Genomic DNA, 26,499 nt, shown 5'->3' with positions numbered 1-26,499 from the left:
TTGCGACCTTCAAGCGATCGAATTCAACTTTCCAATATGTATCTAAAAACTTCCTTTTCCCTTCTTCTCATCGTTCTAAGCATAAGTTCTTTTGCTCAAAACGCTCCGCTTCAGAAAGTTACCGATCCTTACTTTAAGTTGGTAAGACCAGAATTCAAAGGCGACTTAGCTTATGAGACCGTTGCCTTCGTGGAGCAATATTGGAGAGTAGCAGGAAATACCGGTTTTAACAATACGGTAAATCGAATTGCTGAGAATCTCGAAGCGTCTGGATATGTTTTGGAGGAAAAAGCGAAGGACTCAGATCGTTTTACCTACAGAATAGAAACCAGGGAGATGCGTCAGCCAACTTGGGAGCCAGTTTCTGCTTCCTTGAAAATAGTTGATTCCAACGAAACCTTACTTTCCTCGGAGACCAACCGAAACATGATTTATATGTACTCCTCCTCCACTCCTGTGGAAGGGATTACCGGAGAAGTGATTTATGTTGAAAGCAAGGAAGCACTTGCTACTCTTGAAGTAGAAGGAAAAATCCTCTTTTCAGATCAGGTTAGCTACAGAACCATGCAGTCTTCTCTGACTGAGAAAGGAGCACTAGGGGTATTGACTTATGATATGCCTGGTTATTTGCAACCTGAGAAAAACACTACTTCCATCCAATTTCGAGGATTAAGATACGATGAGAAAAACCCCGCTTGGGCGATCGCACTTTCTTTCGAAGCCAAAGAAAAACTGAAATCTGAGTTGGCAAAAGGCATAGTCGAAGTGCTGGTGAAAGCAGAAACGAAGATTTATGAATCGAAAGAACTCACCGTTGTGGCTAATGTAAAAGGATCTGAATTCCCTTTAGAAAGCCTGGTTTTCTCCGCACACATCCAAGAGCCTGGAGCAAATGATAATGCCACCGGAGTGGGAACTCAACTGGAAATGGCAAAAATTACTGCAGATTTGATTCAAAAAGGAAAGCTTGACCTGAAGCGTACCTTGACTTTTCTGTGGGGAGATGAGATAATTTCGACGAGAAGATATATTGAAGAAAAAGATAAAAGGGATGCTGAGATCAACTGGGGAATTTCCTTGGATATGGTGGGAGAAAATACAGACGTCACTGGCGGAACTTTCCTAATCGAGAAAATGCCTGACCCAAGTGCCATTTGGACTCGTGGAGAGGATAAACACAGCGAATGGGGTGGCAGACCATTGAAAGTCGAAGACATGAAACCTCATTATTTGAATGACTTTATCCTGACCAACTTCGAAGCTCAAGGTGAATATGCTGATTGGGTAGTAAAAACCAATCCTTTCGAAGGCGGATCTGACCATACTCCTTTCCTTCAGGCAGATATTCCTGGGCTGTTGCTTTGGCATTTTACAGATCAATTTTACCACACAGACAATGATCGCTTGGATAAAGTCTCCCAAAAAACCATGGTCAATGTAGGTACAGCGGCATTGGTGTCGGCTTATACCTTATTGAATGCAGATGCGAAAACTGTAGATCATATGATAGCTATGATCGCAGCAAAAGCGCAAATACGAATAATGACAGAAGTTCAGCTTAGCAAAAAAGCTATTGCTGAAGGTGGGCCCAAAGAAGATGAACAAAAAATCCTCGACACCTGGGCGGATTATTATGCGAAGGCTTTGGATTCTATCAAGGACCTAGTTCCTGCAGATGATGAAAAAACTTTGAGAAGAATAGTACTGGCAAAAGAAGGAATCAAAGCGCATGTTCCACAGCTGTAGTAGAGGCACGCGGCGACGCAGCGTCGCAACGCTTCTTGTTTCATCTTCTAAATGCACTAGACTCTCTTTTGTTCTAGTTTAATGGATTTGTTTGTTGATCCTTGAATTTGACAATTGATCATTGATCATTGACCATTTCCAAGGGCACGTTGCGGATTTTCTTCCAAAAGCATTTTCCAATCTGTTTCATCGAAGCCTTTGTCATTCAACGCTGGCATTAGCTTTTCGAAGATATTAGTAAAAGGCACAAAATCTCCCCCATTTGGCTTGGCGGGATCGTACCAACCTGCGTCATGGGAAATCAGGACATTTACCAAAAAACCATTTTCCTTTGCGAAAAATAAACGATCCACATATTCATCCACACTCCAACCTATTCCATCCAAACTGATCCAAACTCCAAGTTTGGCTGCTTCTAGATAGTTCTGAAAATTCTGCTCCGCCTGCGCATGTACCCAAACAAAAGCTGAAGGCTCAACAGCCATTTTCTGAAGAATCTCAACTTCCTGCTTTGCTGTTTTCCAAGTCCCAGTGTGGGAATAGATTTTCAAACCGGTTTTCTCATAAGTCAGGCCAGCTGCTCTGACCAGCTTTGCATCCATTTCACCCAAAGGATTATCCTCGTTAACAGAGATTTTAATAAATCCAGGCTTGATGCCAGTTCCTTCTATCCCATTCTCGTATTCTGTAATCCATCTCTCTGACAACTCTTCAGCTGTTTCTTTGAAAGCATAATCAGGCAAAAACTTTCCCTTTTGTGTTCCATAAAGTCCAGTATTTGTGATGAGTTGAATACCAGATTGCTCACTGAGCTTTTTCAGTAAGACTGGGTCTTTGGCCAGATAGGAAGGCGTACAGTCAAAAATCGTTTTTACTCCATACTTTTTCACCTCCATCAAAAATGGCAAAACTTTGGCAATGACCTCATCTTGATCATATCGTTCCTTAGACACAGAATCAGCTCCTATAAAATCCACCAGCATATGCTCATGTATTAAAGTCAAACCCATGGAATCGATGGGAATTGAGCCAGAGACGGAATTGATATAAAATGATTTTGACTCAGGGCTAGAACAAGAAACACTGGAAAAGATGATTAGCAAAGAGTAGATTAAGACCTTTTTCATTCTTAAAGCTACTTATCTCAACTCATAAAAATAAATGGTCTGTACGTCCTTTTCCACTTCATCGGGATCTTCACCAGGCTTGGCACTGGAATAAAGCACATCACGAACTGACCAAAGGTTGACATTCAAGTCTCCTTGCCAAAGCTTGTCTTGACCCTTGAAAATCTGGTAATGGTATTTTGACTTGTATTTATCACTTAATTCATTGAACTCAGGACTTCCTACGGTCCTATTTGGCAGTGCGTCTATTTCATCCTGAGGGGCTGCTCCTTCAAAAACTGTTAAAAGGTAGCCATTTGAAAAGCTAAAGCTTTTGTATTCTGAACTCCCTAGGGAGTTAAAAAACCCATCAAGAGAGGATGGATCATGGTTGGGGACTATTTGCTTGTAAGAGTCTCCAGGATTCAAATCCCACGAAGTTTTCAACTGCAATTCAGGAAAATCATACACATACATTTCAGGTGAATTTGGGAAAAGAACATACATCTCGTCCTCCACTATTTTAACTATAGGGTCTAAATTATTGTATAGTCCAGGATTTGCTGCCATTTGAGTTTCTTTTGGTATAAAACTGCTGTGTAGTGTATCCAGTGAATTTATATCCCGAACGGTCATAAAAGGATAAGCAATACTGAATTCTTCAGATCCAAATATTGCTTGAACATCACCATTGGTATCAAGGGAGAAAGTGTACAGATATTCATTGGAAGTAAGGGCCGCTCGACTTCCACCAATATTTCTAGTTACTAGTTCAAAATCAACTTTTTTTGATTCTATCAGGTTAAAATCAAGATCATAAATGGATGCCAGAGCGTGTGTCAACACTAAAATTCGGTTATTTTTCATATAATGAGCAGTGGTGAAATACCTTGACCTGAAACTATCCTTTCCATCTTCACTTCGATTAGCCTTAAGGATTATTTCTCCAGATTTTCCTATTCTAAAAAACTCACTAGTCTTAAAATCATAGAATAAATATTCAGAATGATCCTCTTTGACATCTATAAAAGCCAGTTGGGTGAGGTTATCAATCACCAAACTATCGGTAATCACCAGCTCGGGAATATAGGCATCTGATTGTGTTTCATCCGTTTTTTCACCGCATGCTATCAAGCCAACGAAAAGAAGTGCGAATTTAAAGTTCTTCATGATTTTCAATTTCCTAATAAGATAGGTATGAGATCCGGAGGTTCAAAGTAGAAAAGTGAATTTGGAAACCTTAATTTATTGAAATGGCTAATAAAACATCCCAATTCACTAGTTCATTTTGACGAAAGTATTAATTTAGTGAAAGTTAATAGCTGCCACACAGATTATTACTGCTTTTTAAAAGAGACAAATGATCACTTTAAATTTTATGTTATGATTTGGTTTGACATCCATGAATTAGAACGAGGCCTTAGAAATGGGGAGATCTCAGATAAGGTAATCTTCAATTATTTACTTGGGAACTTGGTTCTGTATTCAATCGTACCCTTTATGGCGGGCAATGATTCCTCAACCATTGCGATGATTTTATTTCAGGTTTTATTCACGATCACAATAACGGTGATTGGCTCTAAAAAAGCCTTTGATATGAATGAATCAGGAGATAGTAAGGATTTTTTCAAAAGATTTCTCGCGCTGTCCTTTGTGACAGGTATTCGGCTATTTGTTTTTTGCCTCATTATCGCAATTCCAATTGGCGTCACTTTTGGAGCTTTAGGCTTCAACCCAAACTCAACCCCCTATTCTGAGGGTCTTTTCGATTTGATTCTGATGGTTGCCTCTAGTATTATTTACTACTATATGTTGATTAACTCATTTAAACGGGTGAGTCACGGACATCAAAATCTTGAGATGGCTCAATAAAAGCAGGATATTTCAAGCAAAGTTTGCTGAGGAACACTCATAAAACACCATTTAAATCAAACGCAATCCACCTTTTAAAGAAGTATAATAACATACTCCGCGATCTCTGCGTCTCCCTGAGTGTCCTTAGTAGTTAAAATCCTTCAACTCCATTCTTGTGACACGAAAAGAGACATAAAAAAACCGAGCCTCTCAGCCCGGTTTCAATGTTGGTTTAGTATTTCAAAATTATCTCTCTAAACTGATATACTTCAGAAATTCATTTCGAGTTTGTTCGTCTTTTTCAAACTTACCTGAGTAGAACGAGGTAAGTGTAGAACTTGTTGTGTCTTTCACCCCTCTTGAGCTTACGCACATGTGATCTGCGTCCATGATTACCGCTACATCGTCCGTCCCTAAAGCTTCTACCAACTCATTCCCAATCTGCATAGTCAGGCGCTCCTGAACCTGCGGGCGCTGTGAGAAATATTGAACTATTCGATTGATTTTTGATAATCCGATCACTGAACCATTAGAAATGTAAGCGACGTGGGCTTTGCCATGGATCGGCACAAAGTGGTGTTCGCAGTGAGAAAAGAAAGTGATATTCTTTTCTACCAACATCTCATTGTACTTGTATTTATTTTCAAAAAGCTTTGCGACAGGCTTGTTGGCAGGATTCAACCCAGAGAATACCTCCTTTACATACATTTTTGCCACACGATGCGGGGTGCCCTTAAGGCTATCGTCAGTAAGGTCAAGCCCCATGATATGCATAATCTCCCTGAAATGTTTCTCAATCAACTCAATTTTCAGCTCATCATCCATTTCGAAAGCATCCTCACGAAGAGGAGTTTCTAGGGAAGTTCCTACATGCTCATCTCCTATATCTTCAGCAGATGCACGGGTTATATTAATTCCCATCGTATTCAACAAAGTTTCTTTCTGTTTCATAAAGTCGAATCGTTAACTCGAATTTTCGATCAATTTTTTCCCTTAAAATATTCCAAATAACCACTGCAATGTTTTCAGCGGTAGGGTTAAGTTCTTTGAATTCATCGGTATCAAGATTTAAATTTTTGTGATCTAATTTTCTCAGCACATGCTCCTTTATCAGGTCGCTAAGCACTTTCATATCATATACGTAACCAGTTCTGGGGTCGATTTCCCCTCTTAGTTTTACGACCAATTCATAATTGTGACCATGAAAATGGGGATTATTACACTTTCCAAACACGGCTTGATTTTGTTCATCTGACCACTCAGGATTGTGAAGGCGATGTGCCGCGTTGAAATGTTCTTTTCTAAATACTGATACTTTCATGGAATGTTGAAACAGCCGCTTTTCTGGTTTTGTTTGAATTATTTTTCGTTATGTCTGTTAGTATACTTGGAGTATCCTGAATGACAGTGAAATAATTTTGGGAACGCAAAATTACAGAATAATAATTTGTACCAAAATCAGACTCCCTTCTCATCACCCCAAGAACCGAGAAAGTCACCCAGTGGTTCCCGGAGAAATTTCACAACTTTTATGACCTAAATCATAAGAGACTGACTTCAAGTTCGTTTGAACTCACAGGATATCCTCCTAAATTTGCAAAATCACCCAAATGCTTATGCTTTCACAAACTCTTGCGATTACCTTCCTATTATTCATAGGAATTTTCCCCAATCCAGATTTCAAAGAAAACTCATCAAACATCCTAACCTCCATCGATCCAGTCTCTGTGACTTACGATGCACTACAGGCAAAAAATGGAGTTTTACCTTCCAAAGAAGTTTTCAATTTAGCTATCCAAGGTTGGAACAAAATGAAGGACAATTTAAAGTCAAAAGTCCTTACGGTTATTGATTTTAGCCTTCCATCCACCGAAAAGCGAATGTGGATTATTGATCCTGAAAACGGAGAAATTCTACTGAATTCTGTAGTTTCTCACGGAAGAAATTCTGGAGACTTGATGGCAAAAACCTTCTCAAATGTGCCTGAATCATTCAAAAGCAGTTTGGGTTTTTATAAAACTGCAGAAACCTATTCTGGCAAACATGGCTATTCACTTCGTTTGGATGGCTTGGAAAAAGGGTTCAATGATCAAGCACGGAACCGCGCAATTGTCATTCATGGTGCTGATTATGCCAAAGAAGAATTCGCTAAATCTGTCGGTAGATTAGGTAGAAGTTTAGGTTGTCCAGCACTTCCAAGCGAACTTTCTACACAAGCAATTGATCTGATCAAAGACGGTTCTCTACTTTTTATCTTCGGAAAAGACGACAATTACTTATCAAAATCAAGCCTGATCAAGGCTTGATTTTTTCGTATTCCTCAATGCTTTCAAAAGCGCCTGATCTCTTTCGTAGACGTCAGATCTGAAATTAGCTTTCCCATCTTTATCCGCCCAGAAAGTCATATAGACTAGCACGACTGGGATTTCTCTTTCCAATTTCACTACTTCCTCCGTTTCCTGATGCATGGCAGCTTGGATTTTTTCATCATCCCAAGAGTTGTCATTCAATAAGATTTTTGCGAATTGGTCCGGATTCTGAATTCGAATACATCCATGACTTAAGGCTCTTGTTTCTCTTTCAAAAAGGCTTCTCGCAGGCGTATCGTGGATGTAAATATTGTAATCGTTAGGAAACATAAATTTCACCAAACCTAAGGAATTGTCTCCTCCTGGCTTTTGTCTCACTCTATATCCCGTTTCTTTGGCCAAGTTGACTTGGGAAGCTTTCACTACAGCGCCATTTCCGTCTACTACTTCCATATTTTTCTGAGATAGGTAATTCGGATTCTTCTTTACAGACGGTATAATCTCGTCATTGGTAATAGACTCCGGGATATTCCAATATGGGCTAAAAACGATGTAACTCATCGGTGCTGTGAAAGTTGGTGACTCATTGTACTCTTTTCCAACAATCACTTTTGCCGTAAAAGCCGTATCCTGTTTTTTCATATAGTCCAACTGATAGTTGGCAATATTCACTAGTACCATCTCCTGATCCCAATCCATTTTAGGCATCCAGCGCAGACGCTCCATGTTAATAGAAGCAATGTCTATTAGATTTTGGGGACTGTTGTTTAATGATTCTGCGACTAGGGAACCAATCACACCATCAGGATTCATCCCATTAGATTTCTGATACTTCTGCAGACCCGCAAACATAGTAGAGTCAAACAGGGTAGCATCCTCTGTTTCGTATGGCTCCAAAAAACCCCAAAAGATCAATCTTTTCCTCAGAGTTGGAATAGCTGAATGCTGCTCCCCTACTTCTACAGCTCCCTCCACAGGTTGAAACTCCCAAGCCAAAGTATCATTATTTCTGATCTTATAAAGATCCTTGATTGCTTCCTTTCCCAGCGCATATAATTCTGAATTTGGGTAAAGTCTTTCAAAAGTCTTCTCCACAGAACTTCCTCCAGCTACTTCCTTAAGCATTTCTAAGTAGCTATTTTCCGTCTCCTTCTCCTCAAACTTCCAGTTTGGATCAAGTGAGGAAGGATTTACTTTCCCATTTTCCAAATCATGAGCTAGGCGAAAAAAGGCATCGGTAAGTAATAATTCAAGGCTAATTTTCTCACCTGAAGATAAATTTCTGAATTTCTTATTCTCCTTTTCAGGATTGGATGATAACGCATAAATCCGTTCTAGATGGTAATCTTCAGGTTGCAAGCCATCGTACTTGGAATCCTCTATTTGCTCTAATAACTCTTCTCCGTTTTTTGAAAGGGAACCGTTGAAGAGCCATACTTCCATATATTCTCGATCAGTATAAAACTCTTCAATGGAAACCGCATAATCTGATTCAGCTAAAACTCCAGCTTCTCCAGATGTAAAATACTGCTCAAGCTCGTCAGTGATATCAGATCTTCTTTGGTTAAAAAACCAGACGAGACCTACAGCAAGGAAAACAACTGCAGCGATGGGGATAAATATTTTCTTGTTCATAAAAGGCGTATTGTACAGCCTCTTATTAGTCAAAGTTCGTACGCTTAAATATCTCAACCGATAATAGCCCCAGATTTAAACCTTTCTAATTCATTTTCAAACCTTTAAGAAAATTTCAAACTATGAAGTCAAATCTAAGGAGACTGATCACTGAGACTGTTATTACCCAAGTTGGGGCAAATCACCTGAATTAATTTCGAAGTGCTTCCAAAACCTCAGCATCCCGGTCGTAGATATCCTGTCGGAAATGACCTTGACCCTTAGAATCAGCCCAGAACGTCAGGTAAAGCAAAACCACAGGGATCTTTCTGTCAAGAGTAACAATCTGTTCGTGATTTTGATGCATCGCTGTATTGATCTTTTCTGGCGTCCACGTCTTATCTCCTTTTAGCAATAACGCCGCAAAAGATGCGGGATCTTGTAATCGAATGCAACCATGACTTAGGGCGCGATCTTCTCTTGTAAAAAGACTTCTGGCAGGCGTATCGTGAATGTAAACACTGTGCTCATTTGGAAACATAAATTTCACTAGTCCCAAGGAATTAGTAGCACCTGGCTTCTGCCTTACCATGTAAGGAATAGATTTCCCATTCCAATTCACAGTTGCAGGATCTACAGCTTTGCCTGAAAAGGTGACTACTTCCATATTTTTCTGAGTAAGGTAATTCGGGTTTTTGCGCACAGCAGGCATCACTTCATTTCGCACAATGGAAGTTGGAAGATTCCAATAAGGACTAAACACGATGTAACTCATCGCCGATGAAAAAATTGGAGACTCATGGTATTTTTTACCTACGATCACCCGTGTAGAAAATAGCGTATCCCGGTTGCTCAGGTAATCCAACTGATAGTTAGCAATATTCACCAAGATCATCTCTGCACCACGCAGCGTATCCGGCAACCAGCGCAATCGCTCCATATTCACAGCCGCTTTATCTATCAAATCTGCTGGAGATTGATTGAGAGCATTAATTGTATTTTTACCCAAGGCTCCATCAGGCTCTAATCCATTTCTCTGTTGGAATTTTTGAACCGCCACAAACATGGTCGAATCATATTCTTTTTCGTCTTCAAATGAATAGACACCAAGGTACTTCCAAAAGGCAAGCCGCTCTCTCAAATTTGGAATCCCTCCATTAGTTTCACCTACCTTGATGGTTTTTGATACTTTCACCGACTTCCAGTTCAGTGTATCTTGCTTTCGGATTTCATCCATCGCCCGGATCACTTCCCTCCCCTTTTTATATACCGTGATCGTAGGATATAGCGTCTCTAAGGCTTGTCGGATTTGCTTCTTTTCCACAGCTACTTTCAGCAAGTCAGGATAGGATACTTTTGAAGTCTTTGTGGTGATTTCCCAATCACCAGCTAACTTCTTTGGATCTACTTTCCCTACTTCCAGATGTGCTGCCAAATGGAAAAAAGCGTCAGAAAGCAGCAAATCAACATCTGCTAAGTCATCCAAGGCATTAGAGATAGCTTGTTTTTTGTTGGTCTCAAATTGAAAAAAGAATTGATTTATCAAATCCAAGTGATAATCCTGTGGATTCAGTCCATCAAACTTGCTTTGATTAATTTCAAAGCGCAGTTCATAAGCCAACTCTGTAAGCACCCCTTTTTCTGTCCAAACAGGGTTAAACAACCGATTGGTGTAGAACTGATAAATTTCGCCTTTGGCAAAAAGCTCATGCTGACGAACATTAAGCGGAACGTCGGGCTGATCTAGCTCCAGTCGGATTCGTATGTTATCCTGCAGATCCGTGCTTTGCCCAAAACAAAAAAGCCCCAGAGTAGTACTCAGGAGCAAAAAGAGTATAAATCTCTTGATCATATAGCTTGAAAGATTATTCAACTTCAAAATCCTGATACTTTCGACCAAGTGTCCATGCTTCCTTCAGCATTTCCAGAAAGCCTCCCATTTTGTGAAGGGGAATCAAATTTGGCCCATCGCTGAGTGCTTTGGACGGATCAGGGTGAGTTTCTATAAAAAACCCATCTATACCCGTCGCCGCTGCAGCCCGCGCCAAAATCGGCGCAAATTCCCGCTGTCCTCCGCTACTTCCGCCCTGCCCTCCAGGCTGCTGTACGGAATGCGTGATGTCAAAAACCACCGGAGCAAACTGACGCATGATCGGAAGTCCGCGCATGTCCACAACCAAATTATGGTAGCCTAGGGAAAAACCTCTCTCGGTGAGGCATACATTCTCGTTTCCAGTTGACCGCACTTTGGTCACCGCATACTGCATATCCTCAGGAGCCATAAATTGGCCACGCTTGATTTTGACCGCTTTCCCACTTTCGCCTGCGGCCAAAAGCAAATCTGTCTGCCGACAAAGAAATGCTGGAATCTGAAGCACATCCACTACTTCAGCCACATCCTTCACCTGATAGCTTTCATGGATATCTGTCACCAAAGGGACGTTTAAGGCATTCCCAACTCGTTGTAAAACCTCCAGCGACTTATCCATCCCTATACTTCGAAATGATCCAGATGAAGTTCTATTTGCTTTGTCAAATGAAGCTTTAAACACATAAGAGAATCCGTGCTGCTCGGCCCATTCTTTTACTTTTGTTCCTATTTCCAGACAAATATCGAAGCTTTCTACAGCACAAGGCCCAGCAAATAAAACAGGTTTTTCTTCACCTAATATCACCGAATCAGTGATGCGCATAGGTTGGTTATTTCTTATCATTTTCAGTTTGGGATAAAGTATCAATTAATGGAACTAGTTGCTCGTTGGCATGAAGAAGCAAATCTCCTACTTCTCTAAAAACGCCCTCTCCTCCTTTAAATCTAGAAACATAGTGCGCAATAGGCTTCACGTATTCCATTGCATCGCTAGAAACTACCGCCAAGCCTACACGAGATAAAATTGGTAAATCAATCAGGTCGTCACCTATGAAAGCGACTTCCTCAGCCTGCAGCTCAAGTGTTTCCAAGACCTCGTTGAACTTCTTGCCCTTATTCTTGACACCGTGGTAGTGAAAGTCAAACTTAAGCTCTTCACAGCGGTTTTGCACTACGTAAGATTCTCTGCCCGTGATAGCACCTACCATCAGGCCGCTTTTCCGCAGATGATAGACGATCAAGCCATCCTTTACATTGAACTTTTTAAACTCCAGCTTATTATCATCGTAGATAATTCCGCCGTCTGTCATCACTCCATCGATGTCCGTGATGATTAATTTTATTTTGGCTGCTCTCTCCCACACTTCATCAGAAATGTGAGCGAAGTATGCAGCTACTATTTTTTCTGTTTCCATTGAATTGAATAAAGATCGAGCCTTCTCTGCTCTAGGTTTCGTACACTTCCCGCTTTCCGCTGCTTTGTCAATAAATCCAAATCCACATCCGCCACAATAATCGTTTCCTCATTTTCGGAGGCCATAGCCACTACCGCATCATGAGGAAAGGAAAAGTCTGAAGGAGAATAAATCGCAGCCTGTGAATATTGAATATCCATGTTTTCTACTTTTGGTAGATTCCCCACAGATCCTGTGATAGCAACATAACATTCATTTTCTATGGCTCGTGACTTCGCGCAGGTATTTACCCGAAGGAAAGCATTCTTGGTATCTGTCCAAAAAGGAACAAACATAATGTCCATTTCCTGTTCAGCGAGGATTCTTCCCAATTCTGGGAATTCCACATCATAGCAGATCAAAATCCCGATTCTACCTGCATCGGTATCAAAAACATTGATTCCGTTCCCACCTTGAAGACCCCAGTAGGAAGCCTCATCAGGCGTAATGTGCAGCTTGTATTGCTTATCCTGCGTACCATCTCTACGACAGAGGTAACTTACGTTTCTTAGCTTTTTGCCATCGTACTCTGGCATGGAACCCGCAACGATATTCACATTATAAGAAACGGCTAAATCACTCATTCGACTTACAATCTCATCTGTATAGTCAGCCAAATTACGGATCGCTTCAGAAGCATCCATATCATTGAATTCTGCCAATAGCGGTGCATTAAAAAATTCCGGAAGTAAGCAGAAATCGGACTTGTACCCAGATACAGTATCCACAAAAAACTCTACTTGCTGCATCAAATCGTCCACATTGGAGAAGCGACGCATCTTCCATTGAACCAAACCAAGTCGTACAATTGACTTCTTGTTACCAATTAACTTCTCGTCTTTTTCGTAGTAAATATTAATCCATTCAAGAAGCGTGGCATAGGCTCTCGAATCAGTGTCTGATGGTAAATATTTGGTAATAACTTTTCTTACGTGAAATTCATTAGCCAGCTGGAAAGACAAGACTGAGTCAAAAATCTCCTTATTTTTCACCAGATCTATGTATTTCCTAGGCGTCATTTCCTCGGCATAATTGGTATAGCCTGGGATTCTTCCTCCCGCAATAATCGATCGAAGGTTTAGATTTTCGCAAAGCTCCTTCCGCACATCATACAGTCGGCGTCCAAGGCGCATACCTCTATAATCTGTATGTACAAACACGTCAGTTCCGTAAAGGGTGTCGCCATCCATGTCATGCGTATCGAATTTCCCAAAACCTGTGATTTGATCGTAGGTGTGATTGTCCCCAAATTTATTGTAGTCGACCACCAGACTCATCGCTGCGGCTACTACTTTGCCATTATCTTCTATCGCAATCTGCCCTTCTGGGAAGGCTTTGAGTTGGTTCTTGAGTTCTTCTTTTGTCCAAGCGCCACCCTGGTTTTTATATATGGAAACCATTATTTCCCGGATATCCTCATAGTCCGAGAGTTTTATGTTTCTTAATTTGAGACGGTGCTCTAATTCTTCTTTTTGTTTACTCATGATCCAAAATTAGCCAAAATCAATTAAAAATTCCCACAGAGTTTGCCCTAGCAAAAAGAAACCGAACAATCCATAGAATACCTTGTTTTAAAAGAATTGTACTACCTTAAAAGAGAAATCTTAATAGTTTTAGCATCAGAAATTCAGAAAAGTAAGAAGAACTAAATGCAACATGAAATAAAACAAGTAGCGGAAGAGAAGGCTCAGGGATTTATTGAGTGGATACAGGATATTTTCAGCTACAGCTTAGTAAACCTTGGAGATTCTAAGCTCACAGTAGGGTTAGTCCTCACCTTGATCGTATCGTTCATTGTTTTATTCATAATCACCGAATGGATACGTAGACTTCTGGTAAACAAAATCTTAACCAGATACCAAATCGACTCCGGCACTCGCGCATCTATCGGAATGATAGTCAAATATGTACTTGTGCTAGCTGGCGTGTTTTCTATTCTTCAAACCAACGGCGTAGATTTAAGTGCTTTTGGAATCCTAGCTGGTGCACTTGGTGTGGGTATTGGTTTTGGTCTGCAAAACATCACCAACAACTTTATCTCTGGACTAATCATCCTTTTTGAACAACCCATAAAAGTGGGAGATCGCATCGAGGTAGGTGATGTGACGGGAGATGTAATTAGAATTTCTGCTCGATCCACCACCATTGTGACAAATGACAACATTACGATCATTGTCCCAAACAGTCAGTTTATTGACAGCCCAGTTATTAACTGGTCGCACAATGATCGAAATATTCGGTTCAACTTCCCTGTAGGTGTGTCTTATAAAGAAGACCCTGAAAAAATAAAAAGCATCCTTATCGAAGCCGCTAAAGAAAATGTTGGGGTTCTAAATACTCCTGCTCCTGACGTACTTTTTGACAGCTATGGAGATAATAGCATCAACTTTACACTTCGCGTATGGTCTTCTGAATATATCAATCGCCCAAAAGTTCTGAAAAGCCAATTATATTATGCGATCTTCAAAAAATTTGGTGAGCAAGGTGTAGAGATCCCTTTCCCTCAGCGTGATCTTCATCTCAAATCTGGATTTGATAAGTTAGAAAATTAGGCTAATTTTCACCGGTGATAGCGTTTTGAACGAAATCATGGAAGGCCATCTATGAAAAAATTACTATTCATCTTACTTTTTCTTACCTCATCACTGGCCTACTCCCAGAGTTTTTATCGATTCCGTTTTGAAGAGCCTTTTTCTATTTCTGCAAGTGCTGGTGTAACTCAGTATTTCGGAGAGTTGTACTCATTTTGGAAATATAACGAAGGAGTTCAACCTGATTGGAATGCAAACATTGCTTTTCATTATACCTTTGGTACTAACCTCAGAGCTAGAGGAGAATTCACCTATTATAAGATGTCTGGTTCAGATCCACCTTCTGATCCTCGAGCTTATAGAACTCCCAGAAACCTAAGTTTCCGTACGACAAATTTAGAAATGACTGGAATTCTGGAATACTACTTATTTCCAGTTAAAGTGCCTAACATCCATAGAAGTCTATGGAATCCATACATTTTTGCAGGTGTAGGCATGTCAACTAATAATCCGGAAGCTGAGCTTGACGGAGAATGGATAGACCTCAGACCACTTCAGCTAGAAAATAATCCTTACAACCAGAATGTCATCGTTTTCCCCATGGGTCTGGGTCTTAAGTACAAGCTCAATGTGTATGTGGATTTGATAGTTGAAGGAAATTATAGATTCACCCTGACTGATTACATGGACGATATTTCCGCCTATAATATCAGTGAGTTTTATTTGGATTTGGTGGATGATTATGTCACAGGGAATAATCCTGACCGATTGAGACTAGCTGTTCGAAACCCAAGTTTCCTAGATGATAACGGGCTTCCGGATGTGGACAAAATCCTACGAAACAATGGAAGAATCCGTCGTGGATCAGGACTTACACACAGATACGATGGTTATATGATGGTGAATGTTGGCCTTGAAATCTACCTTTCACCTGATATCTGGGACAACTTGTTTTTCAGAAACAGAGTGAATGAAAAAGCTTTCAGATTCTGGTAATCCTGAATTTCAAATTTGAGATTAGGAATTTGATGTTTCTAGATCCAATTCCATTTTGAGGTTGCAGCGGCAGTATTTACCCGGCTCAAGTTGTGCTTCTTTAAAACCCAATTTCTCGTAAATTCTTAGAGCAGGGGCAAGCTTGGAATGGGTATAAAGCACCACTTTATTTGCTCCCATTTCCCTGGCTTTTTCTAAAATAGCCTGCCCAAGGATCATTCCTACTCCTTTGCCCTGAGAAGAAGCAGTCACTCCCATTTTAACCAATTCAAATTCCTCGTCAGAGATCTTATATAAGCCTACCGTACCCACAATTTCTTCACCTAGCTTAGCATAAATTATCGTTCCTCCTGGCTTGATGATCGTCTCCTCAGGAGAATCAAATTGAGCCTGATCGAAGGCCTCAATAGAAAAAAGTTCCTCAACCCATACTTGGTTGATAGATTTGAAAAATGGACTTAAATCTGTTGAGAAGGGTAAAATTTCAATCTTTTGCATGGACATATCTTTTGCTGGCCGAGCCAAAAGTAAAAAGAATCACTTAGCTTAGAAACACAAAAACCACACTTAACGCATATGATTACCAGAAAATTTATCCTCGCCTCCCCACTGATTTTTCTTGCCTATTTTGCAAATGCGCAAACTCCAGAACAAAATCTGCAAAAACTCGGGTTAACCTTACCTGAAGTAGGAGTTCCGATTGCAAACTATGTAAAATGGAAACAAGTAGGTAATCTCTTGTACCTGTCAGGAACAGGCCCGGATGTCTTTGGCAAAGTGGGCGCAGAGCTCACTACTGAAGAAGGGTATCAAGCAGCCCGGGAAACTGGCTTGGAAGTGATAGCGATGATAAAAGCTGCAACAGGGGACTTAGGTAAGGTGAAGCAACTAGTGAAAGTTCTGGGAATGGTCAATTCCGACCCAAAATTCGATAAACAACCGGCAGTAATTAATGGCTTTTCTGATCTTATGGTTGAGATCTTTGGAGAAAAAGGAAAACATGCGCGCTCTGCAGTAGGTGTCGCCGCCCTGCCAAATAACATGGCTGTAGAGATCGAGGTGATTGTGGAGCTTGAAAAATAATCTTACAAACTAAAACGGGAAAGATGTCTATTCTTTCCCGTTCTAGTTTACTTATATGTATAGCCGCTTTACTACCAGTATGGCGGCGAAGCAATGTAGGATATGTTAAACTTAAGAATTGAGCCCGCTTCAGCCTGTCCCGCCATGGCGTCTTATTTCATCCCAAATAGCGTCACTTCAGCTTTGCCATTTAAGATACCTTTGGTGTCATACCAAAATTCCACTGATTTCAATTTTCTTTTTCCACCTTTTAGATCTATCACCCTACTTTCCCCGTCTTTAGGAATTTCATAGCGAGTCTGCAATTCTTCTGGCCTTCCTCCGTCATCGTAACGAACAATTATTCTGCTCATATTTACCGGAGAATTGGTCACTTTGAACTTCAATTTCCGGTAGTAATCAGCAGGACCTGAAACTACAATTACATCATGATCTGCTGAATGCGACGCTGATTTTGAACCCAACAATCTCCAAGAACCTGCATTTCCTGCTCTTGGTGCAACTCTTCGCTGCGCTTCAGCATCATTGATGGCAAAGAATGCAGCTAACATAAAGACTAAGGTAAAAACTCTAAATATCTTCATATACTAAAAATTAATGGTGTCCATAAATTTAAAAAGAAAAAACTATTCGGACTCATCGATTCAAAAAGTTATCTGTGCTTTTCACCTCTTAATATGAAGCATTATCCCAAAATTAGAAATTTCTGAAAATCAAAGAATCGACAAAAATTCCGTAAAAACTACAAGTTCAAAAGCATTTTCACAGTACTTTCGCCAAAAATCCTATCAAAATCTTACGATTATGAGATATTTGGCGTGGATTTGGCGAATTTTACCGAAAACCAATTTTTAGAAATTCATCCACATGAAGAAGCATATCCAGCGGGGAATCCGAGTTTCCCGATACGTTTTTTACAAAGAAACCTTAATAGATGCCAAGGAGCATTTTTGGTCTTTCTTAGGGGCTTTTGTGGGAATTGGATTAATTACACTTTTTCATAGTAATACCCTAAATGAGTATGAAAACCTTTTCCTGATTGGCTCATTTGGAGCATCCAGCGTGCTGGTGTATGGTTTGATTGGAAGTCCACTGGCTCAACCCAGAAATCTCGTCGGAGGGCATGTGGTATCAGCCATAGTTGGAGTCACGGTGAATCTAATTTTCCCAACTACCCTCTGGATAGCAGCACCACTTGCAGTGGCATTATCAATTGTCGCAATGCAAATGACACTGACCTTACATCCTCCTGGTGGCGCCACGGCCTTGATCGCAGTCATTGGATCTGAGAAAGTGAAGGCCTTAGGATATATGTATGTCATCTCACCCGTGCTGACAGGTTCTTTGATTTTGCTCGTAGTGGCACTGATTTTCAACAATATTACTTCGTATCGAAAATACCCTTCTCAACGCCCGTTTAGGAGAACACTAAAGTTGATACGAAATAAAAGGTATGTGAGGAAAAAGCTGGTAAAGTCTAAATAATCCATATGTTTATCCGCTTTACCTCCCTTAAGGTAGCAAAGGCAATGTAGGAAATTCTAAACTTAAGAATTGAGGCCGCTTCGATTCTTGGTCATAGGTCTGACGACCAGATAAGAAAAGAATCTAATGAGACTGACATCATTGCTGATAATCAAAATCTACTTGTAAAGTCAATCCCCCTATTTCAGCAGTAACATTATCCAATTTCCATAGTTTATAAGAAACAATCGATTCAGCAAAATTTTCCTCCAAAAAAGAGGAGCATGTTTCCATCCTCCTGAATTTATAGATTTGTCGAGATTTCTCTAAAGCCTAAATCTCAATCCAGCAGTAGCAAATAGCCCTCTTGTCTTCCCAACATCAATAGTACTCACGTCCGACAAATCAGTAACTGACCATTCATAGGCTGCCTCCACAAAAAGAATAGAGAAATCTACACCTGCTCCAGCAAATACTCTATAAGATGATGAATTGAAATCATCCTGAGTAGCATTGTTTGGATCTGAGTATTCCAATGATTTGCATCCGTAGTACAGTCCAGTTTCAAAATACAACTTGTCACCAAACTCCATACTTGCACCAATCTGCCAACCGGCCTTCGCACTGGCATCACTAGAATAAGTAGTGAAGTCTGTAAAATTCAGACCTACCCCAGGCTTCAGCACTTGGGCTTGTGCATACATCCCTGCACCACAAACCATCATTAGAATCAATAAAAATTTTCACATTGGATAGGTTTTTAATCTGTACTAAACCTATAAAATCTAATTAAATCCATGTATCATATAACTAATTAAATTTCAACCAACTGCCTAATGAGCAATACCTCCCGCAACTTAGAATTCACTAGTTAGTCCATATATTTACCTCCTAGTATTATGGATTTCTTCCCCTCAACGAAATGGAAAAACAAGCTCCGGAATCTATTCAACCATATCTCTTCCAAAGCAAGCGAATAGGGTTTCGTATGTGGATGAGTTCAGACTTGGAAGCTTTTACCGCAATGAATTCCGATGAAGAAACTATGCATTTCTTTCAGCACCCACTCTCTGCGCAGGAATCACAAGCTATGATGGATAGAATGACAAAACTCTTTACCGAGCGCGGTCATTGTTACTTTGCAGTTGACCTCCTAGATAGTGGTGAATTCTTAGGAATGATAGGTTTGGGAACCAAATCCTTCAAAGCTCCCTTCACGCCTTGCATAGATATTGGCTGGCGGATCAGAAAAAAGTTCTGGAAACAGGGTTTAGCCACAGAAGGTGCAGCAAGATGCCTTGAATTCGCAAAGGAATTAGGAATTAAGAAAGTCTATTCCCTAGCCTCTTCGAAAAATTCAGCCTCCATTAGAGTAATGCAAAAAATCGGTATGAGCTATGAGTATGACTTTGAACACCCTGACTTATTGAAATACCCAAGATTGCAGCCTTGTAGTTTGTATAGGATTGAGCTTTAGCGTCCCTAAATCAATTCCTTATTGGCTTAACGAAAAGTCAAAACACAAACTTATCTCACCGAATTCAAAGAAAATACTCTTGATTAAAACTAAATCCAGCTTCAGGAGAAGCAGGACAACAATAACAGCAAGACTATAATGGCTTGAACTTAGATTTCACCTGGGTACCTAGTGAATGAAAAAAATAATTCTGTGACTTTGCAGGAGCTATCAAGAACGGAAGATAAAAAAAGATGCCACCCCGAAACGGAGGTGACATCTAACCACTTAACCCCAACTAATTATTTTAGGAGGCTAGGAAAAGGGAGGCGATTCCCAACACGGCATCTTTGCCAAGTGGCTCGTCCCATCCCTCGGATACGGCTCCAGCATCTATTCCTGTTAGATCAACGACGTTTACACCCCCATGCGAGACGTTGTTCTCTCCATCGTAGATTGCTTGAGTTGGAGCTGGTAGACTTCCTCTAGAATCGTTAGTTATCCAGCCTTTGACTGTATCCTGACCTTTTTTGGTTCTTAATCTTCTGACCATAGATGCATGTCTTGCCTCTACAGAATGTATAGAAAGTGCCGCTGTCAAGACTACGTCATTTTCCATTACATTACCTGCTTGTCCTTTGTAAGCTCTTACTCCTGTATCTTCAAATGCTTGAGAAAGCGCCAAAAATGTAGGATAATCTGAGAATGGCATGAAATTGCCACCTGCTGTGAAATCAAATCCTGGTTCAGACACAGCCTCCCCTTTTAATACATTTGTGATCACCTCTGTAAGGAAGTTTACGTGAGCCAATTCGTGATCTCTGATTTTGGTGAAAATCGCAAGATCAGCTCCTTCAATTACTCCTGACTCAATACCCATTTGATAATATCTATACTCCAAATGCTCCAAGGTTAAGGCGTAATTCAACACCCCGATCAAACTTGCAGTATCTGCCTTTGCTACCTTTGGCAAAGCGGATAGAATTCCAAGTGGTACAGCAGCCATAGCTACTTTCTTACTCATATCTCCGAACTGGCGGAAAGCATCTCTTCGTGAGAAGAATATTTCTTTTTCTTCCGAATTACTATTCGTATCCGGGCACATTTTATCTAATAAATTCAATAAGTTCATGTCGTTGTTATTTTAAAGTGGTGGATTAGGATGTTGGTAACTGGCTGAAGTCAATCGGAGTAGTCACATAAGTGCTAGCAGCAGTCAAAACTTGCGTGAAGTTCAGTGTACGCTCAAGTCCATTTGCATCGATCAAATCATCTCCTGCAAAATCAGCAGAACCAGGATTAATCAAATCTCTAATAGCAGCAGCATGTCTTGCTTCTACAGATACTATTTTGCCTGCAATCAATAAGTAATCAACATTCTGGATAAACTGTCCAGCACCATTATAAGCTGCAACTCCCAGATCTTCAAAAGTCTTAGCGGCTCCCAAAACGGATGTTCTACTATTGAAATCAATTGAGCTAAAATCAACCTCAAGATCCGCAATCGCAGCATCTCCCAAGGCAGCTTTGAAGAACAGCTTGTGTGCTCTTTCATGCTTCTCTAGATCTCCCATGATAGTCTTCTCCTCTGCACTGGCATTATTGAAATATCCTCCTTGCATTACAGCAGCATAAAATGCCGCTTCCAATTGCTCCAGCGCATAGGCATAATTCAAAATACCAATATCGCCTGAGCCTAGCTTTACTCCGTCTCCCATTGGCATAGGGTCTACATCCCCTACATCATCACAGCCGACCATGATCAAGCCTGCTGCGGCTACTGATAGTGAGCCCGCTTTAAGAAACTGTCGGCGGTTTGCATTTTTGACAAGTCCTTGGGGCTTAATTAATTCATTTTTCATTTCCTGAGTGTTTAGGTTAATAATATGGTTATGGTTTCCTAAAAGATTTAATTTCAACAGATTGAATAAAATCGATTGGTTGTTTGGTGTCAATTACGAAGCCCCAGAACTAATTGGATCACTCAGATTTGAAAGATTTTTGATATTTGTCAAAGATCTCCCTTTAAAAAAAGCTGCTATCTAGCAAAATACAAGACACAACAACCACCCACAATCAACTAGACTTCAACACATTAGCGTCGTTCATCTAGGATTAAAAAAACACAGGAAAAACACTAAAATTTTTTTGAAAAAAAATTAAATCCAGAACAAAATATCTAATCTTTGAATATTTCCCGAAATTTAATTTCGAGTATTTAATTTCCACTTCGAAAAAATATCGGGCAATTAATACCCCACTTAATTCTCCAACTTGTAGGCATACACCACAATTCGCCGAAGGAATTCAAATAAACCAAGCCACAGAACTAGCATGAAAATGGAGCAAATTAGTCTTTTGGCTAACTATTGAGCGAGCGTCCTTTAAGCCTTTGCGATTGGAATAGTTTATGCAAAATGACGTCGCCTCATTCTAATTAAGGATTCTGCAATTAATCCGCAGCAGAATATTTCGAATAAGACATGCAGAAAGTGATGTGTTTGACAATCTTGCTTTAAATTGTACCGGAACAAGTACTTTAATAGCTAATACTTTTTACAATGAAAAATTACCTTTCCACTCTATTATTAACCTTTATCTCAAGTGCACTTTTAGCCCAGAATTCTCCTTCAACTCGTGAAATGGATAGGATCAACTGGATGGAATTTGCAGAGTTTGTTCCTACGAAAATCACCACCGTTCTTCTACCAACTGGAACACTTGAGCCTCATGGTGTGATCAATAACGGAGCAGATAATACAGCTCCCTTTGCGATGGCAATGGACATAGCGGACAACCTCAATGCATTGATCGCACCGACTCTTAATTATGGGATTACTGGTAGCATGGCCGCATTCCCGGGAGCCTTTCAAATCACTGAAGAAGCGTATCGCCCTTTCATTAGAGATATACTAAAAGGTCTTTCCAAAAACGGATTTAAAAACATCATCATTTTGAATGGCCATGGCGGAGGGCAAACCAAGGTTTTGCAAGAGGTAGCCGGAGAACTAGCGAACGAACTCGGAATTAGAACTTTGGTGATCAATTGGTGGTCATTCGCTTCCGATGTTACTATGGAAGTATTCAAAGAAGATGGCGGCCATGCCGGGCTGAACGAGACTGCCTACATTCAGGCAATCGACCCTACCCTAGTTCATAAAGAAAGATACAGAGCCGATTTGGCAACTGCCTATCCTGAAGCGGGAACCTGGTCCGCCACTCCATTCCCATCCTCTATAGGATTATATAAGCCTGGGCAGGGATATCCGAACTTTGATCAGGCTCAGGCAGATGAATACTTCCAAAAAGTAAATGCAAAGGTTTCAGGCTTTATTCAGGAGGTGATCAACAAGTGGGATATGGCTGGTTTGTAGTCTTCAGCATTTATAATTCATCATTCGGAATTCTAGATTGAATGGAATAAATTATAACTGTTTTAATCAGTGTCTTTTTATGAAACAGTTTTTGCATGAAATCAACTCTCTTAGTTTTTTCGGTTCTATTTATCGCCCTTATTAGTTGCAGTGAATCTAGAAAATCGCTCTTTGACGGAGAGACTTTAGCGGGTTGGGAAGGAGATAGGGAGAATACCTGGCGAGTGGAAGATGGAATGATTGTGGGAGGTTCATTGGAAAAAACTGTCCCAAATAATGAGTTCCTGGTAACTGACCGAAACTATGAGAATTTTATTCTGACCCTAAAAATCAAACTGACAGGCACGGAAGGGTTTATCAATTCTGGAGTCCAATTTCACAGCAAGCGACTGAGCAATCCAGCTTATGAAATGGAAGGCTATCAAGCTGATTGGGGAAATGGCTATTGGGCAAGTTTGTATGATGAATCTCGCAGAAATGTAACTCTGATCGCCCCAGATTCAGCCCAGGTACTGTCTTGGATCAACATCAATGATTGGAATGACTATAAAGTCCACGCTGAAAATGGCCGAATCCAGCTATTCATAAATGGTCATCAGACAGTTGATTATACAGAACCAGACCAAACTATTCCACAGTCAGGTTTAATAGGATTACAAATTCATGGGGGCGGAAAAGCTCAAGTAGCATTTAAGGATATTTTTATTGAAGAACTGCCTCAAAAAGAATAGATTATAGGTTGATTCAGTATCTACAGATTACCACTCAACCCAAAAGCCATGATCAAAAACTGGATAGCAGTCGTTTTTTGCCTGACGCTCTGCGCTAATTCTTTTTCTTCCTTCGGCTCAGCCCTAAATCCAAGCGATCTCCCAAATGAAATAGAGTTCAAACTGCAAGCAACCATTCTTGGATATTTTGCTCCTGACGGAACGAGAAACCCTACTCTAAGAGCCAAGAAAGGTGATCAAATCACCATTACCATCACCAATGGCGAGATCATGACGCACGATGTAGCCATGGAAAAGCTCGGGATCAAAAGCCCTACAATTTTGGACAAAGGGGCTACCACAAGCATCACTTTCGTAGCTGTTAGCGATGACACCTATTACTGCTCAATTCCTGGTCATCGCGCGGCGGGAATGGTTGGGAAATTTGAATTACTTGAGGGTGATGAAGTCAAAACCAAAATAACCGGGATTACCCCAAAGAAGGATGGAAAACCGCTGAATCTAAACTTCGAAACCGGCACGCTCAAAGATTGGACAGCTTCTGGCGATGCATTTGCAAATCCAATTTTCAGTGCTGACCCCTCTCCAGTTCATGGTGAGGAAGATAAAATAAACTTCGAGGGGAAAGATTTCCTAAGCAGTGGAGGAACTAAGAACTACAACTTAACAGGAACACTTACCTCAGTTCCATTTGAAGTTACTCAGCCTTTTGCGAGCTTTTTGGTTTCTGGTGGAGCATTGGCAGATACGCGGGTGGAGTTGGTTTTGGCAGAATCTGATCAGGTCATATTTTCATCAACCGGTCAGGGTCGTGCAACCCTACAGCCCGTGGTAGTGGATTTAAGTGAATACTTAGAAAGGCTAATTTTCATTCGCATCTTCGACAACGAAACTGGCATCTCCCAAATCCCTTACATCTCTGATGACAAATGGGCACATATCAATTTCGATGATTTCGAGTTTTATGCTAGTCGTCCCAGCTTTCCAAACGAACTGAAGCAGGAAGATATCATCATCTTGCCTCCACTTGATCCAGTTTTAAATTCAGGACTTTCGGGTATTGATGCGGCCAATGCGATGACTCCCCCTGATGGTTTTACAATTACGCTTGCAGCAGCTGAGCCTGACATTATCCGACCGATTAGTTTTACCCTTGATCCAAAAGGAAGACTTTGGGTTGTGGAAGGCCACACCTACCCTACTCCGGCGCCCGAAGGTGAAGGAAAAGACAGAATTCTAATTTTTGAAGATACGGATGGAGATGGCACGCTGGATTCCAGAAAAGTCTTTACCGAAGGACTCAATTTGGTCAGTGGAATCGAAGTCGGAATGGGTGGAGTTTGGCTGGGAGCGGCTCCTTACCTCCTATTTATCCCTGCAGATTTTGAAAATGATAAACCATCCGGTCCTCCTGTAAAACTCTTGGATGGCTGGGGAACAGATGATACCCACGAAGTGCTGAACAATCTAAGATGGGGCCCGGATGGCTGGCTTTACGGTACGCATGGGGTGTTCACCCATTCCAATGTGGGCAAACCTGGTTCCTCAGACGCGGAACGCACAAAAATCAATGCAGGAGTTTGGCGCTACCATCCTACGAGACATGAGTTTGAAGTTTTTGCCGAAGGCAGCAGCAATCCTTGGGGAATTGATTTCAATAGCTATGGTCATCCATTCATTACGGTTTGTGTCATTCCTCATATGTATCATGTCATTCAAGGCGCGCGCTACCAGAGACAAGCAGGCAACCACTTCAATTCGTATACTTACGATGACATCAAGACCATTGCGGATCATGTGCATTGGGTGGGGAATCGAGGACCGCATGCTGGCAACTTCCGTTCGGCTTCCGCTGGGGGTGGACATGCACATGCAGGGGCGATGATTTATCTGGGTGGAGATACCTGGCCAGAAAACTACCGAAACAACATATTTATGAATAACATCAATGGTTCACGCTTGAATATTGACCAATTGAATAGATCGGGTTCAGGTTATGTTGCAACGCATCAAAATGACTTTATGGCCATGAACGATTCTTGGTCCCAATGGCTCAATTTCAAATATGGACCTGAGGGTTCCGTCTTTGCAATCGACTGGTACGATCAAAACCAATGTCACAGTCCCAATCCAGACGTACATGACAAGTCGCTTGGAAGGATCTTTAAGATTTCCCATGAAAATGATATCTGGGTAAAAGTGGATTTGTCCAAGGAAAGCAGCGTAGCACTTGCCAACTACCAGACGCATAAAAACGAATGGTATGCTCGCCAAGCAAGGACAATCCTACAAGAACGGGGAGCAACGCCAGAAGCCAAACAAGTGCTCAAAGAAATCTTGGCTAATGATTCTGAAACATCGAATAGACTTCGTGCTCTTTGGACATTGCTGGTAACAAATGGATTGAAAGATGCTGATTTAATGAAGTTGTTGTCAGACGAAGATGAATACATCAGAAGTTGGGCGATTCAACTTGCCGCTGAAGGTAAAACTGTGTCTGATGAGATGTTAGCTCAATTTGTTAGAATAGCTGAAAGCGATCCATCCGCATTGGTTAGACTTTATTTAGTGTCGGCCATGCTTCGATTAGAACCGGAAAAAAGTTGGGAGGTCATGGAGGCGTTGGTACAACATACAGAAGATCTGGAGGATCATAATATGCCCCTTATGCTTTGGTATGCTATAGAACCTTTGGCCAGTCTGGATGCTGATAGAGCTTTGACCTTGTCCCAAAAAGCTTCGAATCCGATGATCTTAAAATACACCGTTCAGAAACTTGGAGAGCTAAACACCCCAGAAGCTGTCACAGCTTTACTAAAACTCAAAGACTCTCTTGAAGAATCAAATACTCATAGCAGTCATGAATTGATCATGCAATTGTCTAACTTGAACTTAGAGCCTTAAGAACCAT

Annotated in this window: 25 protein-coding genes; 11 read left to right on the top strand and 14 right to left on the bottom strand. The window is 40.8% G+C overall.

What is annotated here, in order from left to right; genetic code table 11:
- Nucleotides 1-36 precede the first annotated feature (36 nt).
- On the top strand, nt 37-1,746 hold the full coding sequence (locus AACZ87_RS00755) for a M28 family peptidase (RefSeq protein WP_339863898.1): 1,710 nt from the start codon (nt 37-39) through the stop codon (nt 1,744-1,746).
- A gap of 125 nt (nt 1,747-1,871) precedes the next feature.
- On the opposite strand, the gene AACZ87_RS00750 is transcribed toward AACZ87_RS00755, so the two are convergent.
- Together AACZ87_RS00750 and AACZ87_RS00745 are read right to left on the bottom strand one after the other, a co-directional pair.
- The gene (locus AACZ87_RS00750; protein ID WP_339863896.1) at nt 1,872-2,873 is read right to left on the bottom strand and encodes a phosphotriesterase; all 1,002 of its coding nucleotides are present in this window, start codon (nt 2,871-2,873) and stop codon (nt 1,872-1,874) included.
- A 12-nt stretch (nt 2,874-2,885) separates the two neighbouring features.
- Nucleotides 2,886-4,022 carry a hypothetical protein gene (locus tag AACZ87_RS00745; protein WP_339863894.1) on the bottom strand — a complete coding sequence of 379 codons (1,137 nt, stop codon included), beginning with the start codon at nt 4,020-4,022 and terminating at the stop codon, nt 2,886-2,888.
- A 213-nt stretch (nt 4,023-4,235) separates the two neighbouring features.
- On the opposite strand from AACZ87_RS00745, the gene AACZ87_RS00740 reads away from it, so the two are divergent.
- Nucleotides 4,236-4,724, top strand: coding sequence for a hypothetical protein (locus tag AACZ87_RS00740; protein ID WP_339863892.1), 489 nt, complete (start codon nt 4,236-4,238; stop codon nt 4,722-4,724).
- Between the two features lie 228 nt (nt 4,725-4,952).
- On the opposite strand, the gene folE is transcribed toward AACZ87_RS00740, so the two are convergent.
- On the bottom strand, nt 4,953-5,657 hold the full coding sequence (gene folE / locus AACZ87_RS00735; protein ID WP_339863890.1) for a GTP cyclohydrolase I FolE: 705 nt from the start codon (nt 5,655-5,657) through the stop codon (nt 4,953-4,955).
- Complete coding sequence (locus AACZ87_RS00730) at nt 5,617-6,027, bottom strand: 6-carboxytetrahydropterin synthase (RefSeq protein ID WP_339863888.1); 411 nt, start codon at nt 6,025-6,027, stop codon at nt 5,617-5,619. The genes folE and AACZ87_RS00730 overlap by 41 nt, the downstream gene beginning before the upstream one ends.
- Nucleotides 6,028-6,322: 295 nt before the next feature.
- On the opposite strand from AACZ87_RS00730, the gene AACZ87_RS00725 reads away from it, so the two are divergent.
- Nucleotides 6,323-7,012, top strand: a complete 690-nt coding sequence (locus AACZ87_RS00725) for a murein L,D-transpeptidase catalytic domain family protein (RefSeq protein ID WP_339863887.1) — start codon at nt 6,323-6,325, stop codon at nt 7,010-7,012.
- Here AACZ87_RS00725 and AACZ87_RS00720 read toward each other — a convergent pair.
- The 5 genes from AACZ87_RS00720 to AACZ87_RS00700 all read right to left on the bottom strand — a co-directional run bounded on the left by AACZ87_RS00720 (nt 6,992) and on the right by AACZ87_RS00700 (nt 13,437).
- Nucleotides 6,992-8,650 carry a L,D-transpeptidase family protein gene (locus AACZ87_RS00720; protein ID WP_339863886.1) on the bottom strand — a complete coding sequence of 553 codons (1,659 nt, stop codon included), beginning with the start codon at nt 8,648-8,650 and terminating at the stop codon, nt 6,992-6,994. The genes AACZ87_RS00725 and AACZ87_RS00720 overlap by 21 nt on opposite strands.
- 190 nt (nt 8,651-8,840) lie before the next feature.
- Entirely contained in the window at nt 8,841-10,481 is a 1,641-nt protein-coding gene (locus AACZ87_RS00715) for a L,D-transpeptidase family protein (protein ID WP_339863884.1), read from the bottom strand.
- 13 nt (nt 10,482-10,494) lie between these two features.
- Nucleotides 10,495-11,343 (bottom strand): 3-deoxy-8-phosphooctulonate synthase, encoded by an 849-nt coding sequence (gene kdsA, locus AACZ87_RS00710; protein WP_339863882.1) that lies wholly within the window; start codon nt 11,341-11,343, stop codon nt 10,495-10,497.
- A complete protein-coding gene (locus AACZ87_RS00705; RefSeq protein WP_339863881.1) occupies nt 11,330-11,914 on the bottom strand; it encodes an HAD-IIIA family hydrolase in 585 nt (194 codons plus the stop codon). The genes kdsA and AACZ87_RS00705 overlap by 14 nt, the downstream gene beginning before the upstream one ends.
- The gene (locus AACZ87_RS00700; protein WP_339863879.1) at nt 11,896-13,437 is read right to left on the bottom strand and encodes a bifunctional GNAT family N-acetyltransferase/carbon-nitrogen hydrolase family protein; all 1,542 of its coding nucleotides are present in this window, start codon (nt 13,435-13,437) and stop codon (nt 11,896-11,898) included. Before AACZ87_RS00700 ends, AACZ87_RS00705 begins: the two co-directional genes overlap by 19 nt.
- Nucleotides 13,438-13,602: 165 nt before the next feature.
- On the opposite strand from AACZ87_RS00700, the gene AACZ87_RS00695 reads away from it, so the two are divergent.
- Together AACZ87_RS00695 and AACZ87_RS00690 are read left to right on the top strand one after the other, a co-directional pair.
- A complete protein-coding gene (locus tag AACZ87_RS00695; protein ID WP_339863877.1) occupies nt 13,603-14,505 on the top strand; it encodes a mechanosensitive ion channel domain-containing protein in 903 nt (300 codons plus the stop codon).
- A 51-nt stretch (nt 14,506-14,556) separates the two neighbouring features.
- Complete coding sequence (locus tag AACZ87_RS00690; RefSeq protein ID WP_339863875.1) at nt 14,557-15,480, top strand: DUF6089 family protein; 924 nt, start codon at nt 14,557-14,559, stop codon at nt 15,478-15,480.
- 21 nt (nt 15,481-15,501) lie between these two features.
- Here the strand turns inward: AACZ87_RS00690 and AACZ87_RS00685 are convergent, their stop codons facing one another.
- On the bottom strand, nt 15,502-15,978 hold the full coding sequence (locus tag AACZ87_RS00685) for a GNAT family N-acetyltransferase (protein WP_339863873.1): 477 nt from the start codon (nt 15,976-15,978) through the stop codon (nt 15,502-15,504).
- Nucleotides 15,979-16,056: 78 nt separating this feature from the next.
- Between AACZ87_RS00685 and AACZ87_RS00680 the strand changes: the two genes are divergently transcribed.
- Nucleotides 16,057-16,563, top strand: a complete 507-nt coding sequence (locus tag AACZ87_RS00680; protein WP_339863871.1) for a RidA family protein — start codon at nt 16,057-16,059, stop codon at nt 16,561-16,563.
- A 152-nt stretch (nt 16,564-16,715) separates the two neighbouring features.
- Here the strand turns inward: AACZ87_RS00680 and AACZ87_RS00675 are convergent, their stop codons facing one another.
- Nucleotides 16,716-17,147 carry a hypothetical protein gene (locus AACZ87_RS00675; RefSeq protein WP_339863870.1) on the bottom strand — a complete coding sequence of 144 codons (432 nt, stop codon included), beginning with the start codon at nt 17,145-17,147 and terminating at the stop codon, nt 16,716-16,718.
- A gap of 283 nt (nt 17,148-17,430) precedes the next feature.
- On the opposite strand from AACZ87_RS00675, the gene AACZ87_RS00670 reads away from it, so the two are divergent.
- Nucleotides 17,431-18,048: an HPP family protein gene (locus tag AACZ87_RS00670; RefSeq protein WP_339863868.1), complete on the top strand. Its 618-nt coding sequence runs from the start codon at nt 17,431-17,433 to the stop codon at nt 18,046-18,048.
- Nucleotides 18,049-18,353: 305 nt separating this feature from the next.
- Here AACZ87_RS00670 and AACZ87_RS00665 read toward each other — a convergent pair whose 3' ends face one another.
- The gene (locus tag AACZ87_RS00665) at nt 18,354-18,761 is read right to left on the bottom strand and encodes a hypothetical protein (RefSeq protein ID WP_339863866.1); all 408 of its coding nucleotides are present in this window, start codon (nt 18,759-18,761) and stop codon (nt 18,354-18,356) included.
- Between the two features lie 188 nt (nt 18,762-18,949).
- On the opposite strand from AACZ87_RS00665, the gene AACZ87_RS00660 reads away from it, so the two are divergent.
- Nucleotides 18,950-19,504, top strand: a complete 555-nt coding sequence (locus AACZ87_RS00660; RefSeq protein WP_339863864.1) for a GNAT family N-acetyltransferase — start codon at nt 18,950-18,952, stop codon at nt 19,502-19,504.
- A gap of 286 nt (nt 19,505-19,790) precedes the next feature.
- On the opposite strand, the gene AACZ87_RS00655 is transcribed toward AACZ87_RS00660, so the two are convergent.
- Together AACZ87_RS00655 and AACZ87_RS00650 are read right to left on the bottom strand one after the other, a co-directional pair.
- Nucleotides 19,791-20,615: a ferritin-like domain-containing protein gene (locus tag AACZ87_RS00655; protein WP_339863862.1), complete on the bottom strand. Its 825-nt coding sequence runs from the start codon at nt 20,613-20,615 to the stop codon at nt 19,791-19,793.
- Nucleotides 20,616-20,640: 25 nt separating this feature from the next.
- Entirely contained in the window at nt 20,641-21,345 is a 705-nt protein-coding gene (locus AACZ87_RS00650; protein WP_339863860.1) for a ferritin-like domain-containing protein, read from the bottom strand.
- 699 nt (nt 21,346-22,044) lie between these two features.
- Between AACZ87_RS00650 and AACZ87_RS00645 the strand changes: the two genes are divergently transcribed.
- The 3 genes from AACZ87_RS00645 to AACZ87_RS00635 all read left to right on the top strand — a co-directional run bounded on the left by AACZ87_RS00645 (nt 22,045) and on the right by AACZ87_RS00635 (nt 26,492).
- Nucleotides 22,045-22,857: a creatininase family protein gene (locus AACZ87_RS00645; protein WP_339863858.1), complete on the top strand. Its 813-nt coding sequence runs from the start codon at nt 22,045-22,047 to the stop codon at nt 22,855-22,857.
- A 95-nt stretch (nt 22,858-22,952) separates the two neighbouring features.
- Nucleotides 22,953-23,588: a DUF1080 domain-containing protein gene (locus tag AACZ87_RS00640; RefSeq protein WP_339863856.1), complete on the top strand. Its 636-nt coding sequence runs from the start codon at nt 22,953-22,955 to the stop codon at nt 23,586-23,588.
- Nucleotides 23,589-23,636: 48 nt separating this feature from the next.
- Nucleotides 23,637-26,492: a PVC-type heme-binding CxxCH protein gene (locus tag AACZ87_RS00635; RefSeq protein ID WP_339863854.1), complete on the top strand. Its 2,856-nt coding sequence runs from the start codon at nt 23,637-23,639 to the stop codon at nt 26,490-26,492.
- The last annotated feature ends 7 nt before the right edge of the window (nt 26,493-26,499 follow it).

Origin of the sequence: uncultured Algoriphagus sp. (assembly GCF_963974365.1) — a bacterium.
Lineage (GTDB): Bacteria > Bacteroidota > Bacteroidia > Cytophagales > Cyclobacteriaceae > Algoriphagus.
This window is presented reverse-complemented; position numbering and strand designations above follow the sequence as displayed.